Source organism: Nocardia vinacea NBRC 16497 (genome assembly GCF_000308835.1).
Taxonomy (GTDB): domain Bacteria; phylum Actinomycetota; class Actinomycetes; order Mycobacteriales; family Mycobacteriaceae; genus Nocardia; species Nocardia vinacea.
On record NZ_BAGN01000176.1, the window covers coordinates 1 to 16,786 of the forward strand.

Annotated in this window: 12 protein-coding genes; 1 reads left to right on the plus strand and 11 read right to left on the minus strand. The window is 66.8% G+C overall.

What is annotated here, in order from left to right; all coding sequences use genetic code 11:
• Nucleotides 1-190: 190 nt before the first annotated feature.
• On the minus strand, nt 191-1,435 hold the full coding sequence (locus ON44_RS23545; protein WP_040693722.1) for an AAA family ATPase: 1,245 nt from the start codon (nt 1,433-1,435) through the stop codon (nt 191-193).
• Nucleotides 1,436-1,610: 175 nt separating this feature from the next.
• On the opposite strand from ON44_RS23545, the gene ON44_RS23550 reads away from it, so the two are divergent.
• On the plus strand, nt 1,611-1,976 hold the full coding sequence (locus ON44_RS23550) for a hypothetical protein (protein ID WP_040693724.1): 366 nt from the start codon (nt 1,611-1,613) through the stop codon (nt 1,974-1,976).
• Here the strand turns inward: ON44_RS23550 and ON44_RS23555 are convergent.
• The 10 genes from ON44_RS23555 to ON44_RS23600 all read right to left on the minus strand — a co-directional run bounded on the left by ON44_RS23555 (nt 1,963) and on the right by ON44_RS23600 (nt 16,162).
• Nucleotides 1,963-3,054 (minus strand): S-adenosylmethionine:tRNA ribosyltransferase-isomerase, encoded by a 1,092-nt coding sequence (locus tag ON44_RS23555; RefSeq protein ID WP_040693726.1) that lies wholly within the window; start codon nt 3,052-3,054, stop codon nt 1,963-1,965. The two genes, ON44_RS23550 and ON44_RS23555, sit on opposite strands and share 14 nt — an antisense overlap.
• Nucleotides 3,051-3,749 (minus strand): SDR family NAD(P)-dependent oxidoreductase, encoded by a 699-nt coding sequence (locus tag ON44_RS23560; protein ID WP_040693728.1) that lies wholly within the window; start codon nt 3,747-3,749, stop codon nt 3,051-3,053. Before ON44_RS23560 ends, ON44_RS23555 begins: the two co-directional genes overlap by 4 nt.
• Before the next feature lie 84 nt (nt 3,750-3,833).
• Entirely contained in the window at nt 3,834-5,948 is a 2,115-nt protein-coding gene (gene ligA / locus ON44_RS23565) for an NAD-dependent DNA ligase LigA (RefSeq protein ID WP_040693730.1), read from the minus strand.
• A 62-nt stretch (nt 5,949-6,010) separates the two neighbouring features.
• Entirely contained in the window at nt 6,011-6,277 is a 267-nt protein-coding gene (locus ON44_RS23570) for a hypothetical protein (RefSeq protein WP_040693732.1), read from the minus strand.
• 127 nt (nt 6,278-6,404) lie between these two features.
• Nucleotides 6,405-7,457 (minus strand): methionine synthase, encoded by a 1,053-nt coding sequence (locus tag ON44_RS23575; protein ID WP_245567299.1) that lies wholly within the window; start codon nt 7,455-7,457, stop codon nt 6,405-6,407.
• A gap of 365 nt (nt 7,458-7,822) precedes the next feature.
• Nucleotides 7,823-8,941: a tRNA 2-thiouridine(34) synthase MnmA gene (gene mnmA / locus ON44_RS23580; protein ID WP_040693734.1), complete on the minus strand. Its 1,119-nt coding sequence runs from the start codon at nt 8,939-8,941 to the stop codon at nt 7,823-7,825.
• Nucleotides 8,941-10,167 (minus strand): cysteine desulfurase family protein, encoded by a 1,227-nt coding sequence (locus tag ON44_RS23585; RefSeq protein ID WP_040693737.1) that lies wholly within the window; start codon nt 10,165-10,167, stop codon nt 8,941-8,943. The genes mnmA and ON44_RS23585 overlap by 1 nt, the downstream gene beginning before the upstream one ends.
• A gap of 200 nt (nt 10,168-10,367) precedes the next feature.
• A complete protein-coding gene (locus tag ON44_RS47005) occupies nt 10,368-10,706 on the minus strand; it encodes a hypothetical protein (RefSeq protein WP_157187269.1) in 339 nt (112 codons plus the stop codon).
• Nucleotides 10,707-10,902: 196 nt separating this feature from the next.
• Complete coding sequence (locus tag ON44_RS23595) at nt 10,903-15,342, minus strand: caspase family protein (RefSeq protein WP_083898089.1); 4,440 nt, start codon at nt 15,340-15,342, stop codon at nt 10,903-10,905.
• Entirely contained in the window at nt 15,314-16,162 is an 849-nt protein-coding gene (locus tag ON44_RS23600) for an alpha/beta hydrolase (protein ID WP_040693741.1), read from the minus strand. Before ON44_RS23600 ends, ON44_RS23595 begins: the two co-directional genes overlap by 29 nt.
• Nucleotides 16,163-16,786 lie beyond the last annotated feature (624 nt).

Here is a 16,786-nt window from a genome sequence, read left to right on the forward strand (position 1 = left end):
ATGCCACCCGCGCTCAGTCCGAACTCCTGCGGCGCTCCTAGCCCCGGCAACCGAGCCCGGCGCGGGCGCTCGCCGGCATCCCGAGCCGCACCACGCACCCGCGCTCGGTCCGGACACGCAAACCGCAGCACTGGCAGCGCGAGACGCTGACTGGCAGCGACCGATGGCTCATATGGCCTGAGGCCACGGGCTACAGCGCGGCGAGTTCGCTGGTGCCGTGATCGGTGCGGCGGATCTGCCAGACCGCGGTGCGGGTGCGCTGGGAGCGACCGTTCGCGCGATCGATCAGCGACCGATTGTTCGTGGTGAAGATCAGTTGGGCGCCACGGGAATTGGTCTCCGGATTCTGGAAGAGCTGGATCAGCCGATCGGTCTCCTCGACCGGCAGGTGCGCGCCGATATCGTCGATCGCGAGCACCCGGCCGGAATCCAGTGCGTCGAGCATGGTCGGGAGCAAGCGCAGCATCGAGAGGGTGGCGGCGGATTCGTCGGTGATGTCGAAGGCGGAGTCGATGCCGGCGTGCACCAGTCCGAGGCCGACGCCGCGACGCTCGACCATCCGGGTGTAAAGGGCATCGCGCGCGGCCTTCAGATTGCTCAGCTCGCGTTCGAGCATGACCTCGGTGATGCCGTTCTCCCGCAGCAACTGGTCAGCATGCGCCGGTGAAGTCGCACACAACTCCACCTGTTTGCCGGTCCCCGCGATATCGGCGTCGAGTTCGCGCAGATAGTCCGCGTACATCGGGTCCGGCTCGGCGATCAGCAGATCGGTAATGCCGAGTTCGGCGGTGCGCAGCAGCATGAGCAGCCGCACCGCATGGTCCGGTGCCGCGGACAGATGACTGCCGAGCCGATGCGCGACCGCCGTCGCATCCGTCGCGCCGTGCTGCACCTCGAGCATCGCGGAGAACCACCGATACGCGGGCACCAGCGCCTCGGCATACATCTGCCCGGCGAGACTGAGCAGCAACGCATTCGGCCGCACCAGCGGCAACAATGCGGCGATACCGTAGCGGGCGGCCTCGAACATCGGACCGATCTTGATCTGTTCGCCATTGCGCTCGAAGACAATTCGCTTGCGCGAGCGCGGATGCGTGTACAGCCATTCGGCCGTCACATCCGCGTTGTCCAGGCGGAACCCATAGGTGTACGGCACACCCTCCGCGACGAAGCTCGCCACGAATTCCGAAGGGCGGTCCGGGAATCCGCGGTGCGGTACGCGCACCGGTCCCGCGTAGGGATCCCAGCCGGTCACCGAATGCAGCACCGCATCGCGCATCTGCCCGAGCGCATCGATCAGACTCGTCTTGCCCGCGGCACTCGCACCGTGCACCGCCGTCACCGGCACCGCGACCGGTCCGCTCCCCCGGCTCAAACGCAAGTCCTGCCGTTCGGCCAGCGATCTGTGATTCGTCACCTGAAAACTGCGCAGCATCCCGCCATCCTGTCGGTTCGCCCGGCACACCGCGACACCGCACCCGCCTCACCGGCCTGGACAGACGTCGCTCAGCAGGCTTCCGCCGGACAAATGCGCACGTCACGCGTTATCATGCAGGCGCCGCGGCTACCCGCTGGCATCTGCCGGAAATGTATTGATGAGGGATTCAACGATGGAACTGACGATTAGTCGTCTGGTGGCCCGTAGCTCCGTCGCGGCCGCGCTCGCGCTCGGCCCGCTGGTCGTGCTCGGACCGCCGCAAGCTGCCGCCGAGGCACCCTGTCCGGACGGGACCGCCCGGATCTTCTTCCACGACGAGACCAACACCTGCCAGAGTGGCGGCACCTACAGCTTCGACGGCTCGCCCGCGCTCGTGAAGGTGTGCTCGGTGGGCAAGGTGCAGGTCATCGTCGACACCACCATCCAGAAGAGCCGGACCAAGACCAGGAACGCGCATCTCGATCTCAGCAACGGTAAGTGCGGCCGGATCGAGGTCGGTGGCCAGCTCGACTCCACCGTGAGCATCAGCCCCTCCTAGCGCCGGGGCCGAAAAGCAACGCGCTGTCACCGAACTCGTGCCAGAGATATCCGGTATCGAGTGCGGTTGCATACGCCTCGTGGACGGTGGCCTCGCCCGCGACCGCGACGAGTAGCTCCAGATGCGATGCGCCGGGTGCGTGCCAGCCGGTAATGATGCCGTCGACCACCCGGGCGGGGTGTCGCGGACCGAGGACCAGTTCGGTCCACCCCCGGGCCGGATGCACGATTGCGTTGTGATCGGCGGTGGTTTCCAATGCTCGCGTCACCGTGGTGCCGACCGCGATGATGCGGCCGCCCGCCGCCCTGGTGTCGTTCACCAGACGTGCGGTCGTCGCCGGTACCGCGAACCGCTCCGGGCTCGGCGGTTCGCCCGCCTCGGGTGAGGAGACCCCGGTGTGCAGGGTGATCGGCGCGATCGCGACGCCTGCGGTCACCAGATCGAGCACCAGCCTTTGTGTGAACGGCCGTGCCGCACTCGGCATTTCGGCGCTGCCCGGGATCCGACCGAAGACGGTCGTGTAGTACGAAGGCGACCAGCGTTGTGGCACATACGAATAGGTGATCGGATAGCCGTGGGTTGCCAGCAGCCAGGTGGGATCGGCGCTGAGTTCGGCGATCCAGAGTCGGCGGGTACCCGGCAGCCAGGGTTCACGCAGGGTGGCGGTAGCACCCTCCGGCAGCTGAATCTCGTTGCCCGGGTGTAGGTCACGCGGATAGGGCGTGCGTTCGCGAGTGCGCACCTCCACGACCCACAGTCCGTCGCAACCGCCGAAGGTGTCCGGTGGCCCGCTCGCCCCGTCGACGGGCGCGTTCAGCCAGGTAGACAGATGCAGCGTGACCGGCATGACGTCGAGGGTGCCGTCGACCGCCGCGGCCAGTGTCGCCGAATTGTTCACCACCACAAGGTCACCCGCGCGCAAATGCTGTGGCAGTTCACGGAAGGTGTTGTGGGTGAGGCGATCCGCCGCCACCAGCATCCGCACCTCGTCGCGGGCCAGTCCACGCGCCTCCGGCGGAGCGGCGGCATTGCGCTCGGGTGGCAGGACGTCCGGCCATTCATTCAACGCGGTTGTCATCGGCCGACCCCCGCGGCGAAATCGGCGGCGGTATACCGGCCGTTCTTGGGTCGCTGCTCGATCAAACGCAGCAGCGCGGGCACGACGGTCTCGGGCTCGGGACGATCGGAGATATCGTCGCCGGGAAATGCCGCCTGATGCATTTCGGTGCGCATATCGCCGGGATCGAAGGAGTAGATCGACAGCTCCGGATGTTCGGCGGACAGGATGGCGGTGAGTTGATCCAGGGCGGCCTTCGACGAGCCGTAACCGCCCCAGTCCGGGTAGGGTTCGACGCCCGCATCGGAGCTGATATTCACCGCGACACCATCCGGATCGAGCAGTGGCAGCGCGAACTGCAGAACCGCGAGCGGGGCAATGGCATTGGTCCGATACACCAGTTCGAGCTGATCGAGCGGATAGTTCGCCAGTCGCGGCATCGGACTGGGCCCGAGCCTGCTCGCATTGTTCACGAGCAGGTCGAGATGTCCGAATTCGCCCGCGACCTCGGCCAGCTCGGCGCGGTGCGCCGGATCGGTGATATCGCCCGGCACCGCGATAAAGGCTTCGCCGAGTTCGGACCCTGCCCGGGCGAGCCGGTCGGCGCGACGGGCGGTGCCGATCACCCGCCAGCCGCGCCCGATGAGCGAACGCGCAAGAGCCAGACCGAATCCCGCCGAAGCACCGGTGATCAGAGCGGTAGAGCGGTGAGTCATATCGAATCTCCTGATAGTTACCTACCAGTCGATCGTCATACCTGAAGTCAGGTTCAGGTCAAGGAGTATTCGCCGACGGCATATCTACTCCTCGGCTTCGGCATCCTCCGCGGCCGTCTCCGGTGTCACCGCTGCCGGCCCCTCCTCGAGCAGCTTGCGGAATCCGTCCTCGTCGAGGATCGGCACACCGAGTTCCTCCGCTTTGGCGGCCTTGGAGCCCGGCGAATCACCGATCACCACGAATGCCGTCTTCTTCGAGACCGAACCCGCGGCCTTACCGCCGCGCACCAGGATCGCCTCCTTGGCGCCGTCGCGGGAAAACCCTTCCAGCGACCCGGTTACCACGATCGATAGACCCTCGAGAGTGCGCTCGATGGACTCGTCACGCTCATCGGCCATCCGCACGCCCGCGGCACGCCACTTGTCGACGATCGCGCGATGCCAATCGACGGTGAACCATTCGGCGACCGCGGCGGCAATGGTCGGGCCGACACCGTCGGCAGCGGCCAGTTCTTCGACCGCGGCATCCTGGATCCGATCGAGACTGCCGAATTCCCTGGCCAGCACCCGCGCCGCGGTGGGTCCGACGTGCCGGATGGACAACCCGACCAGCACCCGCCACAGCTGCCGATTCTTGGCGGTCTGCAAGTTCTCCAGCAGTCGCTTGCCGTTGGCGGACAGGCCACCGTCCTTGTTGGCGAACAGCGTGGTGGTGAGCAGTCGGGCCTCGTCGAGGTCGAACAGATCGCCCTCGTCGGTGATCGCGCTCGACTTCAGCAGATCATTGGCGGCTTCGTAGCCCAACGATTCGATATCGAACGCACCGCGACCGGCCACATGGAACACCCGCTCTCGCAGTTGCGCCGGGCAGAACTGCTGGTTGGGACAGCGGATATCGGCGTCGCCCTCCTTCTGCGGCGCCAGCTCGGTGCCGCATTCCGGACAGTGCGTCGGCATGACGAATTCGCGCTCGTCGCCGGTGCGTGCGTCGACCACCGGGCCGAGTACCTCCGGAATCACGTCACCGGCCTTGCGGATGGTGACGGTGTCGCCGATGAGCACGCCCTTGCGCTTGACCTCGGAGGCATTGTGCAGGGTGGCCATGGCCACCGTGGAGCCCGCGATGGAGATCGGTTCCATCACCGCGAACGGGGTGACCCGGCCGGTGCGCCCGACGTTCACCTCGATATTCAGCAGTTTGGTTGTGGCCTCTTCGGGCGGGTACTTGTAGGCGATCGCCCAGCGCGGGGCGCGCGAGGTCGAGCCGAGCCTGCGCTGCAGCGACATCTCGTCGACCTTGATCACCTGGCCGTCGATTTCGTGCTCGATATCGTGACGGTGCTCGCCCCAATAGTTGACGCGCTCGATCACCGCATCGATGCCCTGCACCAGTTTGGTGTGCTCGGAGACCGGCAGACCCCATGCGGCCAGCGCGCGGTAGGCCTCGTGCTGTGAGGTCGGGGTGTAGCCCTCGATCCGTCCGAAGCCGTGGCAGATCATCCGCAGCCGCCGCCGCGCGGTGACCGCCGGATCCTTCTGGCGCAGCGAACCCGCCGCGGTATTGCGCGGATTCGCATACGGCGGTTTGCCCTCGGCCACGATCGCCGCGTTGAGGATCTCGAAATCCTCCAGCCGGAAGTAGACCTCGCCGCGCACCTCGAGCAGCTCCGGGATCGGGAACTCCGCGGTCGCGGACAGCTCGCCCGGGATGTCCTCGATGGTGCGCGCGTTGAGCGTGACGTCCTCACCGGTGCGGCCGTCGCCGCGGGTCGCGCCGCGCACCAGCCGCCCCTTCTCGTACACCAGGTTCAGCGCGACACCGTCGATCTTCACCTCGCACAGATAGTGCAGATTCGAACCGGTCTCGGCCTCGACCCGGCTGGCCCAGGTGCGCAGCTCGTCGAAGTCGAAGACATTGTCCAGCGACAGCATTCGCTCGAGGTGGTCCACGGCGGTGAAATCCGTCGCGAATCCGCCGCCGACCAGTTGCGTCGGCGAATCGGGCGTGCGCAGATCCGGATGTGCGTCCTCGAGCGCCTGCAGTTGCCGCAGCAGCTTGTCGAACTCACCGTCGGAGATGATGGGCGCGTCCCGCACGTAATACCGGAACTGGTGCTCCCGAACCTCGTCCGCAAGCCGCTGCCACTCCACCCGCTGCTCCGCCGTTGCCGGCTCCGCCGCAATGTCGCTGTCACTCACCCAACGCACATTAGTCGAGCCCACCGACAAGTCACCGCCACATTCCCGCACGTCGCGGCGGACTATCCGGGCAGCGGATCCTGTCCGAGGTGGCGTTGCCCGTCGATAGCGCTCGCCCGCACCGCCGCGAATCCGTAGCCGATCATCTCCGTCTCGCACACGGCCTGCCACCGCGCCGGCCTGCTGCGCCGGCACGGAAACTCGACCGGCGCGACGCCGAGGTAGGTGCGGCCCGGACCGGTGATCGCGGTGAAGACGCCGAACATATTGTCGTCGAATAGATCCCGTGTGCGGTCGGTGAGCGGCACCGCGCCGTACAGCTGGCGCACCTCGGCGTCGACGATCCGCGCACACCCGCACCAGATGCGGCGGCAGCAGCCGAATCAGGGCATCCCTGCCGTGGCTGTCGATACGGAGCCGACGGGCGGTCCGCGCCGAATCCCGCGGCACCTGGCGTCAGGAGAAGTCGAGAGACTCCGGCTCTTCGGCGTAGGCGCGGGCTACTTCGGTGGAAAGGCGGAGGGCTCGGCGCGCCCATTCGAGTGGGGCATCGGCCAGGCCGCAGGCGGGGGCGACCAGGATCTGGGTGGCCAGGACGGTGCGGCGCAGGCCGAGGCGGTCGATGAGGCGGACGCCGGGTTCGGCGATATCACGCCAGGTCGGGGGTTTGCCGGGCGGCGCGGTCGGAACGAGGCCGAGAGCCAGTTGTTTTCCCGCGTCGAGGGTTTCGCCGATATCGTCGAGTGCACGGGTGGTAATGGTGTCCATGTCGAAGCCGATGGCGGTGGCCGCGCTGCCGCGGAGGAAGGACAGTGCGGGCTCGTCGGCGCAGGTGTGGACCAGGACCGGGACGGCCTGGGCGGTGATGACCGCGTCCAGCACCGCGAGTGCCTCCGGTTCGGGGACCGCGCGCACCGTGTTGAGCACGCTGACGCCGCGGAGAGAGCCGTTCAGCACATCGGTCAATGACGGTTCATCCAGTTGCAGAACGACTTCCGCGCCGAGGCGTTTGCGCACCTCGTCCACGTGTTGAGCAAGACCTTCGGCGAGGGATTCCGAAATATCGCGCACCGCACCGGAATCGGTGAGAACCCGGTGTCCGACGGGGAGTTCGAGTCGGGCCGCGAGAGTCAGCGGACCAGTGGCCTGCAGTTTGACCGTGCCCGCCGAACCCGCTGTCGCCCATGCCTCTTCGAGCGCGTCCAGATCCGACCTGAGCAGATCGTGCGCACGCCGCGAGACCGCGCCGGGCCGGGCGGCCAGCCGATAACCCCGCGTGGTGGTGTCGAATCGCATATCCACCAGGAGTGCCGAGACGCGGCCGATCATGTCCGAACCCACACCGCGCCCAGGCAATTCGACCAGATGCGGCAGATTCGGCAACTCACCGATAATGGTGGCCGCTGCCTCCCGCGGATCCGTACCCGGCCACGAGCCGACACCAGTGGCGATCCCGCCGGGAATCCGCACCGGTTCCTGCGCCTCGATTTCGCCCGCTTCCTTAGCGATTTCGCTCACGACTGCGCCTCGCTGACGCTCGGCTCCGTCGTGCGCGATTGCGCGCTGTATCGATGGTTCACTCGCTGACGCTCCCTCACGACTGCACCCCGCTGACGCTCGGCTCCGTCGTGCGCGATTGCGCGCTGTATCGATGGTTCACTCGCTGACGCTCCCTCACGACTGCACCCCGCTGACGCTCGGCTCCGTCGTGCGCGATTGCGCGCCGTATCGATGATTCACTCGCTGACGCTTGCTCACTGCGCTGCCCCTATGCGGGGCATACACCCCATTGTGTGGTGGATCCCGGTCTGCGCCAGGATGACGAAGTAGGGTGAATCGATCTCGCTTGCCGCGCCGCCCGAGGTCGGCGTCGCTCACTGGCCGGTGCTCGCGCCCGCGTTCACAGACATCGACGCATCGCGCGAAGTGCCATTGATGGTGCCACTTCCGAGCACCTCATCGCCCGAGGCATCCGGTCGGTACAGCACAACGGCCTGGCCACGGGCCACACCGGTCAGCGGCTCGCGCAGTCGCACGATCAGCCCGTCGCCGACCGCCTCGGCCACGGCCGGTGCGGTACCGCCGTGCGCGCGCACCTGCGCGACGCACTCGATCGGACCCTCCGGCGTGACACCGGACGTCCAGATGGCACGGTCGGCCTGGATGGTCCACACCTGCAGTTCCTCGGCCGAACCGACGCGGACGGTGCCGGAGTCGGGATCGATCTCGGTGACGTAGCGCGGCTTACCGTCGGCGGCCGGACCCGAGAGCCCGAGCCCCTTGCGCTGACCGATCGTGAACCCGTGCACGCCTTCGTGATTCGCGAGCACCTGCCCGTCGGCGTCGACAACCGCACCCGGCCGGATGCCGATCTTCGCGCCGAGGAAGGCCCGGGTGTCACCGGACGGAATGAAGCAGATGTCATGGCTGTCGGGCTTATTCGCCACCGCGAGCCCGCGCTCGGCCGCCTCGGCGCGGATCTGCGGCTTGGCGGTGTCCCCCACCGGGAACATGGCCCGCGACAGCTGCTGCGCGGTCAGCACCGCGAGCACATAGGACTGGTCCTTGTCGGCATCGACGGCACGGCGCAGCACGCCGTCCTCGAGCCGGGCGTAATGGCCGGTGACCACGGCGTCGAAGCCGAGGGCCACCGCACGGTCGGCGAGGGCGGAGAACTTGATCTTCTCATTGCAGCGCAGGCACGGATTCGGGGTTTCACCCGCGGCGTAGGCGGCGACGAAATCGTCGATCACGTCTTCCTTGAAGCGGTCCGCGAAATCCCAGACATAGAAGGGGATTCCGAGCACATCGGCGGCCCGCCGGGCATCGCCCGCATCCTCCTTCGAGCAGCAACCGCGCGAACCGGTGCGCAGGGTGCCCGGTGTCGCGGACAGCGCCAGATGTACGCCGACCACCTCGTGACCAGCGTCGACGGCACGTGCCGCCGCCACGGCCGAATCCACACCACCACTCATCGCGGCGAGTACCCGCATCAGACACCTCCCTTCGCACCGGCCAGACCCGCGGCCATGGCCCTTTCCACAATCTGGGGCAAGACATTCAGCACCGCGTCCACATCGGCGCGAGTCGAGGTGTGCCCCAACGAAAAGCGCAGTGAACCGCGGGCCTGCCACGGCTGCACGCCCATGGCGATCAACACGTGACTCGGGGTGGCCACACCCGCATTGCAGGCCGACCCGGTAGAGCATTCGATCCCGGCCGCGTCCAGCAGCATCAGCAGCGAATCACCTTCGCAGCCAGGGAAAGTGAAATGCACATTGCCCGGCAACCGACGCGCACCATCCGGACCGCTCAGCACCGCATCCGGAACCGCATCGCGGATGCCCTTGATCAACGCGTCCCGCAGCGCGGTCAATTCCTTTGTGCGCGTCGGCAACTCGGTGACCGTGTAGTTCAGTGCGGTGGCGAGTCCGACGGCCGCGGCGGTATCCGAAGTCCCGGAACGCAGATCGCGCTCGTGCCCGCCGCCGTGCAAAAGCGGCACACACGGCACCTGCCTGCCGAGCAGCAGCACGCCGACACCATGCGGCCCACCGACCTTGTGCCCGGCGAAACTCGCCGCCGAAAGCCCACTAGCCGCGAAATCGATCGGCAGCTGCGCGGCGGCCTGGATCGCGTCACTGTGCATGGGTACGCCGAATTCCTGTGCCACCGCGGCCAATTCGACGATCGGCGCAATGGTGCCGACCTCGTTGTTGGCCCACATGATGGTCACCAGCGCGACCTCGTCGACATGTTCGGCCAGCGCCGCGCGCAGCACCCGCGGCGACACCACACCGTCGGAGTCGACCGGCAGCCAGGTCACCTGCGCGCCCTCGTGCTGCTCCAGCCACTCGACGGCATCGATGACGGCGTGATGTTCGGTCGAACCCGCGATAATCCTGGTCCGGCGCGGTTCGGCATCATGGCGGGCCCAGTAGATGCCCTTGATCGCCAGATTGTCGCTCTCGGTCCCGCCGGAGGTGAAAATCACCTCCGATGGCCGGGCGCCCAGATCGGCGGCGATCGACTCGCGTGCCTCCTCCAGCATCCGCCGGGCCGCACGTCCCGAACCGTGCAGTGACGAGGCATTGCCCGCCATCCCGAGGGCAGCGGTCATCGCCTCGATCGCGGCAGGCACCATCGGAGTGGTCGCCGCATGATCGAGGTAGACCGTCTGGGGCGCCCCATGGACCGGACCCGCAAAAGCCGACTTCATGACCGATAGAGCCTATCCCATCCCTGACCTGCGCGACCTTGGGGTATACCCCTGCCGTCTACGAATTTTCTACGATTCCGCACGTCATTTGGGCAACCCGCCGACCGCCCTCCTGTATTCCCGGCGCGCGGTACTGGCATCGACCGCACAGCCGGACAGGTACGCCGAGACACGGTCCTAGCCATCAAGCCGCCACGCTCCTAGCCCCAGCCTCGGCCCCAGACACGACGCTGCACCCGCAGCCCGCAGCGCGGCCGCGGGCGCTCCGGGGTGGCCGCCTGTGGACAGAGTCGGCAGAAGCATCGACCTCTCGCATTGAGGGCGAAAAACACCAGCAGGAACGAGCCGAGTACCTTAGCGATCCGCCCGTTTTCGATGACAGCGACATCGAAGCCGATTGCGAGCGGATCTGCGCCGGGGTGGCCGAGATGCCAGGTGGAGTGAGCGATGTTGTGATGGGAGTCGACTTCACCGGCAAGACTGAATCTCAGTCCGGCGAACTGGGTTTGGGCCGCCGCGACACTCAAGTCGAAGCGCACGGAGACCATGGGATCGTTGCGGCATCGCCTCGGAAACACCGATGAAGCGCGCGCCTGTTACATCACGGTGGACGGCACGCTGGCCTCCCCGGACTGGCCGAGCGAACTTGACTGGGTGAGTGCAGGAAGCACAGTTTCGTGATCACTGGCGTCGGCTTACGAGCATTGTCCGAACACATCCGCGTGATCATGTGCATTAGTGATGTTCAGTAGTTATTTGGCGGATGATCGGTCGGGACAGCTTGAGGTCGAGAACCGCGAGTCCCATGGTGCAGCTCAGCACGCATATGCCCGTTGGTGTGACAGCCAGGGCACGGATGCTGGCCCCCACCTCGATGGTGTTTCGCAGGGCGCCATCGGCATTCCAGATGCACAACGTACCGTCGTAGCCCCCGGAGACGACTGCGCCTGTTCCGTCGGCGGATTCGGCCACGGCCACGGCACTTATCCCACGTCCGTTGCCAGCCAGCACCTCGCAGACAAGATCCCCGCACGCGAGATCCCAGATGCTTACCCTTCCGTCGTCTCCGCCAGCGACGACGGCTTGACGTCCCGCCAGCTTTCCCACTGATACGGCATCGATCCCTCTCACCACGCCGGAGCTGTCGGGTAGGCCGCCGGTGAGCGGCTCCCCGATCGGCGTGCCCAGGGCGAGATCCGACACCTGAACTACTCCGGTCCTGCTGGCGGAGATGATCACTGTGCGCCCTTCACGTTGTCCCAACGCCAAAGCGTGGATGCCCTGGACTCCGTACTTCGGTACGCCGAGCGTCGGTCCGGCGAGCGGAACCCCGATCGGTTCCTGGCGGGCGAGGTCCCATATCCGGACGGTCGATCCGCGGCTGGAGACGCACACTGGATGGCCGTCCCACGTTCCTGCTGCCACCGCGTGCACTTGTCCGTCCGTCTCGAAAGTGTCGCTGGCTAGGGGGACACCGACCAGCGGATTGCCGATGGGTGTGCGGCGTTCGAGGTCCCAGATCCGCAGCGTGCCCTCCGCGCCGCCGGAGATGATCACGGGGCGGCCGGAGATTTCACTGACGGCGAGCGCCCGGATACTGGAGTCGTACTGTCCGTGCTCGTGGCCGACAATCGGGTCGCCAATCGGGGTTCCGTTGAGCAGATCCCACACCTGCAGCGTCGCATCTGAACCACCACTGACCGCCACGGGTCGTCCGGCCACCTGACCCACGGCCACTGCCGCAGGCCAGTACGGCTCGTCGGCAGAGCGTCGGGACGCGCCGGAACCGATCTCCGTCGCCAGCTCCGATACCCGCACTGTCCCGTCCTGTCCGCCTGATACGACTACGGACCGAGCGCCCGACGTCCCCAGGGCCACCGCTTGCACATCGCCTTGGTGCCCGGAGAGCCGGTCCCGAAGCGGAAGCCCCTGTGCCAGGTCCCATACCTGCACGGTTCCGTCCCAGGCGCCGCCGGAGGCGATCATGGGAACGTTGTTGAGCTCACCGGCAGCTATCGCAAGGGCTCGCGCGGGGCCGTCGATGGGGTCGCGGGTAGCGGTGCCAGAGGCCAGATCCCAGATACGCAGCCAGCCGTCGTTGCCGCCGGACACGACCACCGCGCATCCGTCCAGTTCCGTGACCGCGACAGCGAAGACCCAGTCCTGATGCTCCAGGAATGGCTGTCCAATCTGCGTGCCACTCGCTAGGTCCCGCACGAGCAACCGGCCATCGTTGTCACCGACCACGACTACCGGGCGGTCTTCCAGATGGCCGATCGCGAGGCAGTTGATCGGCGAGCGAAATCGGACTGCGGGACGGAAACCACGCTGTCGCTGCCAGGCTGGTCGCCGCAGCCATCGCCTGGGTTTCATTGGCTTGCCAACTAGCGTGCCCAGTGCAAGGTCCCAGATGCGCACGGTGCCATCAAAACCGCCCGAGACCGCAACCGGCCGGCCTTCCAACACCGTGATCGCGACCGCATCAACGCTGTCCCGGTGGCCAGTGAGCGGCTTTCCGATTGGTGTGCCCAGTGCCAGATCCCAGATGCGCACGGTGCCATCGAAACCGCCCGAGACCGCAACCGGCCGGCTGTCCAATACCGTGACCGTGACCGCGTGAACAGCGCCTCGATGGCCGGTCAGAGGGCGACCGACGGGTGTACCCCGCGCGAGGTCCCAAATACGTACGGCGGCGTCGTCTGCGCCGGAGACAATCACCGGCCTGCCGTCGAGCGACGCGACGGAAACTGCGCGGACGCCGCCCTGGTGACGGCCAACGATCCGGTGGGGTTCGATCGGCGCCCAGCTCGTCCAGAGGGTGGACCACGCGAAGCTGACGGGCAGTCGGCGAATGTCGGTGGCGAGGTCGTCGGCACCCTGCTGGTGGGCGTTCATCTCCAGGTACGCGGCTGCCTCGTCGATCGCTTCGTTGCGCAAGTGATGCGCGCTTCCCTGGAACGCCGCGGCGGCCAGCCGTGCTTCGGGAGTGGTGGCGCTGGGGAGGGCTTCGAGTAGTCGGTCCAGGTCGGCCTTGAGCAGGAACCGCGCATCCGCGAGAAGGGGATCGAGCCGGTGGGCTGCCCCAGCATGCGTAGCCAGGTGAGTCCGGATGTAGGGGTGCGCGCAGATCCAGTCGGGCCGGCCGTCGACACCTGTCGGGGTGCAGGCGATGAGGGCTTGTGTGAACCGCAGTTGTTGCTCGGCGGGCCGGCCACGCAGATGCTCGGTGAGCGCTTGGTGAAACGGCCGGAAGACCGATCTGTCGCCTTCACGGACCTCTACGATGTACGCGCCCGCGACGCGATGCAACCAGCGGATGTCCTCATCGTCGTACGAGTCGTTCTGCGACAGCGCGCGTGCCAGAGGTGCCCACAGCTGCTCCCACGGCAGTCCGTCGCCCTCGGCCCAAGCCAAGGGAGCGAGTAGGTCGCGTACACGTTTCTCGTCGGGGCCGAAGCGCTCGAGGTAGGCGTCGAAGGCGTGACCGACCGTCGCGGGCAGCCGCTCCTGCCACTGGGCCTCGTTCACATCCACCACTTCGTCAGCGGTGATCAGAGAGCGGGCTGCGATCCTTGCGATCAGGAAGGTGGGGCCAGCGCGGAGTGCGAGCGCCCGTGCCACCTGTCTCGCGAGGTCGTGCTGGTTGCGATAGGGCGTAGCGATCTCGGGTTCATGCTCGGCAAGGAGGATCCGGGTGATGTAGGTTTCCAGGTCCTCGAGCGCGAAGTAGGCCGGATCATCGAGGTCGATCACGACTGTCCTGGGGTCCAGCGTCTTTACCAGCGGCCGACGGGTGCCGATCAGTAGCCGCAGGCCAGTGCGCGGGGCCTGATCGAGGAGCGGGCCCAGCAGATCCTGCACAAGTTCTTCCGGCGACCTGGCCTCGTCGAGCGCGTCTATGACGACCACGCGGCGTCTTGGTCTTGCCGCCAGCACCGCCAGCAGGTCCTCTGTCGTCGTCGCCGATATGCCGAGCTCAGCAGCGAAATCCTCGATGACCTCGGAAATGGTCTTGTTGCGCACGTGGAGGGCGGCGTCGATGGCCCCCACCTGGGGAACCGTGCCCGCTGGTGCGTCCCGCAGCGGAACGTGCGTGCGGGATTCCGGATCGGCGAGGGTAACCAGCCTTGCCAGTGCAGCGGACTTTCCTGACCCCGGATCGCCGGTGACGACGCGCGCCTGATGATCCAGGTCTGGATCACCGAGCCAGCCGACCAACTCACGTAGGACCCGCGTGCGGCCGGAGAAGTACCATCCCGCGTCGCTGGCCAGGGCCACTCCACGGGCGCGTGGCGTCCAATGCGCGGCGAACTCCTCCTGCCTTGACGGCCGCAGCAGGTTCAGGCTCTCCACGTCCAGGCCCGCCGGCATGCCGGGCTCGTAGACCGGGTTTCGGATGAACGGCGCTTGCCCGCCGGCGTCGGTGGCACCGAAGCGTGCCCGCTGCGAGAGGTTTCTGTGCTCGAATAGCTGGTTGATTTCGCTGACCAACGTGTCCAGGGAAATGTAGGGCTGTAGCAAACCGGTCCTGGGGCGTCGCACCGCTGCGGCCAGTGCCTCGGCGAACACAGACTCATTCGCTTCGTCTCTGGAGCGGGCTGCTGCTACGAACCACAGGCCCGATCCGGGCCGTTCCACGGTGGCGCGCGCCTCGCTCACCTGCGCGGCAACGCGGCTCAGATCCTGGACGCCTTGCCCGGAATAGCAGGTGTCGACGATGACAAGCAGGTGCTGCACTGGCGAGTCCTCGCCCAGCATCCAGGCGAACTCCTCGGTGGCCAGCGCCGTGCCTGCCAGATTGTGCTCCCGAGAGTCGCGGGTGAGGAGGTAGTGCCGACCCCCGCGGGTGACCCCATGGCCGGAGTAGTACACGACGACCACGTCGTCCGGTCGACGTGCATCGTCGGTCAGCCAGGCGCTCACCGCGCTCCGCAACTGTTGGCTGGTGGGGTCTTCACTCACATCGGCCAAGGCCCGCTGGTAGCCGAGTTGTCCGCAGAACAGTCGGCTCAACCGCGCCAGGTCGCCCGGTACCGACGCCAGCCAGTCCTGCGGAGCGAGATGCTCGTAGCGCGCGGTGCCTGTTGCGATGAAGTACCGCCGGGGCGGCTCGTCCGCGGTGCCTCGCGCTCTCAGGCTCACCGGGCTAGTCGGTGAGTCCGGCAGCGAGGGCACGCCCAGTCTCCTTGGCCGTCAGATAGGGGCGGATGTCGTGCGCCTTGGCGCCGTTGTGGACCCGCAGATCCACCACCCGCTCGCCGAACGTCGGGCGCAGCTCCTTGACGAGTGCAACCACGTCCCCGGTGTCGGCGATGTTCGTCCAGCGGACCGCCGCGCCCGGCCAGGCACCGGTGCCGTCGCGCGGTGCCGGGACCAACCGGTCGAAGATCAGGTTGCGTATCCCCAGCGGAGACCCCAGCGTGACTAGCGTCCGTACAGGCCAATCTGGATGAGCGCACATTGCCTCGTAGGCGACTACCGAGCCGAGCGAGTGCCCGACCAGCACCCGGGTATCCGGTCCGATCGCATCGGTGACCCGTTCGACCACGAGCGCACGAAGTTCCGGCTCGGAAAAGTAGCGATGCACTTGCTTGACAGACCCGATCAGCGCCCGCTCCGCCAAGCCCACAAAGAAAGCCGAACGACTCAGCGCATTGAGCGCGCGCTGCACGCTATCCGGCGTACGAACCTTCGTCTTATCGTCCGGGCCGGGAACAGCCGACTCCAACGCTGCAGCACTTTGCCACCACGCCTCCAGCAGCTCGCGTTCAAATCCCTCCTCAACATCGCGGGCCGCATAGAGCGGCTCCCCGATCCCCTTTCCGCCGCGGCGGAATAGATCACCGTAGAAGGCGAAAGCAAGATCCTCCGCCGCCGGAACGGCCGCACCGGCCAGCGCCATGCCATCCGCAATGGCCGGCAACCAGCGATCGCTCAGACTGTGCGGCCCCTTGAACTGCTGACCGATGCCGTGCACTGCCACGATGCGTGACATGGACAATCCCCTAATCCCAAGCGACTCAACGCCTTCATCATGGACCTGCGCAGTCCAGCACGTAAGCATCTTTCTGCAACTGTCAAGGGAACTGGGCTGTCAGACCATCACGCGCCATCCGACGAAACCAACTCTCGCCGGACGCGTGAGGTTGCCCGTACCCGATGCTCCACGAAGGCTCGGGGCCACGATCCGGAGCAGGTCAACCATCTACCAGCGTCTCCAAGCTCGCCGTCGAAGCCGGCCTCCTCGGTCGCTGGCATCTCACTCACCAGCACCGATCTCAACGAACTCGCGTCAACGACGCCTAAGGCGGGGCTAGTTTCGTCTCGCCGGGCACTGCGGCGTTCTTCGGGCTTGAATGGGAATTAGCGGACCCGCTATCGCGAAGACCTAGAGCAGCTGGCTGGCCTTTTGCACGCGCTGTGTCGGCGGCACCGCACCTACGTCGCGACCGCGACGAACGCACTGATCAACGCCCGATCTAGAGCAGGCCGAGCGGGCCATCGATCTGGGCCACGAGATCGCGGCCATGGGCGAGGAGTGCGAGCGTGAGGCCGTGCGCTCACTGCCGGGGCTGGCGCCGTGCCCGCGCAGGTTCGGCGCATAACAGCGGTAGCCGTG